2 protein-coding genes and 1 pseudogene are annotated in these 1882 nt (G+C 67.4%); 2 read left to right on the top strand and 1 reads right to left on the bottom strand.

Features of this window, described 5'->3' with window-relative positions; genetic code table 11:
• Positions 1–157: 157 nt before the first annotated feature.
• Entirely contained in the window at positions 158–484 is a 327-nt protein-coding gene (locus tag ABZ656_RS57755) for a hypothetical protein (protein ID WP_101407923.1), read from the top strand.
• A gap of 51 nt (positions 485–535) precedes the next feature.
• Here ABZ656_RS57755 and ABZ656_RS57750 read toward each other — a convergent pair whose 3' ends face one another.
• Positions 536–1525 (bottom strand): hypothetical protein, encoded by a 990-nt coding sequence (locus ABZ656_RS57750; protein ID WP_101407922.1) that lies wholly within the window; start codon positions 1523–1525, stop codon positions 536–538.
• A 105-nt stretch (positions 1526–1630) separates the two neighbouring features.
• On the opposite strand from ABZ656_RS57750, the pseudogene ABZ656_RS57745 reads away from it, so the two are divergent.
• Positions 1631–1795 (top strand): annotated as a pseudogene (locus ABZ656_RS57745) (DUF4442 domain-containing protein); the annotation flags it as partial.
• Between the last annotated feature and the right edge of the window lie 87 nt (positions 1796–1882).

Raw genomic sequence — 1882 nt, 5'->3', positions numbered from 1 at the left:
GCCTGTGCCCGGCACGCCGAGAGCACGCACCTGACGCCGCAGGGCCCGCCCTCCGGGCGGACGACGGGAATTTGACGACAGGACCTAGGGGGATCATGTCATTTTCATGGCGATTTGCCACCCCCGGGAATGATTCGTCCCCAAGGAAAGGAGCGTCATGCGAAAGCATGTTGCATCTCTGTTCGCCACGGCCGCGCTGGTGGGCGCGGCCCTTCCCGTCGCGACCGCGATGCCCGCCTCGGCGGCTGCGTTCTCCTGCCGGCCGGTCAGCCGCAGCTACACCGTCAGTCAGGAGAAGGTGGCTGTCCACGCCACGCCGTCGCCTCGGGGCAGCGTGGTCGGCTACAAGTACAAGGACAACAAGGTGCACGCCGACTACGCCTGCAGCAACAGCACCGGCAACTGGGTGTGCATCGGCCGGTGTCACGTCGACGAAGACGCGATCACGGGCCGCTGGGTCTTCCGCAACTACCTGAAGGGCTGAGCTCCCTGTGTTCCGGCCCGCCCGTCGAGGCGGGCCGGTGTGCCACTGAGGTCAGCCGCCGGTCGGGGTCCCGTGCAGCCGGACCGTGCCGAGGATCTTCATGATGGTCGCCTTGGAGACCTCGTCCTTCACACCCTTGGCCCCGTAGAAGTTGAACGACACGAAATCGGCGGCGGAGTTCTTGAAGCCGAACGTGAGTGCCTTGCCGTCGCTCGCGCACTTGCCCTTGTCGGGTGTGTTGGTCGACTGGGCCCAGCCGACGCTGCCCGTGATACCCGAGGTGGTCGTGAAGGGCGTGGCCTTCTTGTCGTACGAGAGGCTCTTCTTGTCGGGCTGGGTGTAGCCGCCGAAGACCCACCAGGCGGGAGTGTTGACCGCGATCTCGTCACTGTTCTTGGCGCCGCTGGCGCCCTTGCTACCCACCACGGCCAGTGGGGTGTCCTGGGTCCGGCCGTCCTTGTCGTCGTCCGAGGTGCACCACTTGGACCTGTACTCGGCAGTGCCCGACATCGTGATTCCCTTGTCCTCCTCCTTCGGGAACTCGAAGCCGATCCCGAGGCCGGGGGACTGGACCTCCCAGTCCGCGGGCACGTCGAAGGCGATGCCCCATTTGGGGTTCACCACGACCTTCCAGCCGGCGATGGTCGGCTTCTCCGTCTCCGTGCCGCGCGGGGTGTCGTCCGACGCGGACGCCGAGTCGCTCGGGTCCGTCGATGCCGACGTCGACGGGCTGGAGGTGTTGTTCGTGCCGCCGCCGGCCTTGTCGTCCTTGTTTCCGCCGAGGACCAGGAAACCCGTCACGCCTGCGGCCACCACTACGGCCGTGGCCGCGATGATCGCCACGAGCTTCGTCCGGTTCCCGCCGTCGCCCCCGCCCTGCGGCGGCTGCGGCGCGCCCATGCCCGTGGGGGTGCCCCACTGCGGCTGCTGCCCGTACGGGTTGGGCTGCTGATAGCCGGGCTGTTGGTACGGATTCGGCTGCTGGTACGGGCTGTTCTGCGGGTTCTGCTCGCCCCCGGGCGGCTGCTGTCCTGGCCACATGGGCGCTAACCCTAGTGGCCCCAGGGATACGATTCGGTCACTGCCCCTTGTCAGGGACGCATCGAAATCTGGCCAGAGCGGGCTACTCGTGAGTAACATGCCGCTATGAGCGCAGGCCGGACGACGATCGGCGAGATGCTCGCCGCCGCGGTGCCGATGGCCCGGACGCTGAATCTCGAGTTCGTGGAGACCGCGCCGGAGAAGGCCGTGGTGGCCCTGCCGGACCGGAGCGACTTTCACGGCCACGTCGGCGGGCCGCACGCCGGGGCGTAACGACCCATATCCACGCGCCCGCGTTCCGTGTCGAGTTGAAGATTCCGATTGTGGAGCGGGTTCGTGACCCGAAGGGCTTCTTTC

Origin of the sequence: Streptomyces sp. NPDC007095, assembly GCF_040634475.1 — a bacterium.
Taxonomy (GTDB): domain Bacteria; phylum Actinomycetota; class Actinomycetes; order Streptomycetales; family Streptomycetaceae; genus Streptomyces.
The sequence above is the reverse complement of the archived record's forward strand: the minus strand, read 5'-3'. Positions and strand labels throughout refer to the sequence as shown.

Bases quoted from the DNA above. Each gene is read 5' to 3' on its own strand.
- ABZ656_RS57755 (WP_101407923.1), top strand. From the start codon at position 158: ATGCGAAAGCATGTTGCATCTCTGTTCGCCACGGCCGCGCTGGTGGGC.
- ABZ656_RS57750 (WP_101407922.1), bottom strand. From the start codon at position 1,525: ATGTGGCCAGGACAGCAGCCGCCCGGGGGCGAGCAGAACCCGCAGAAC.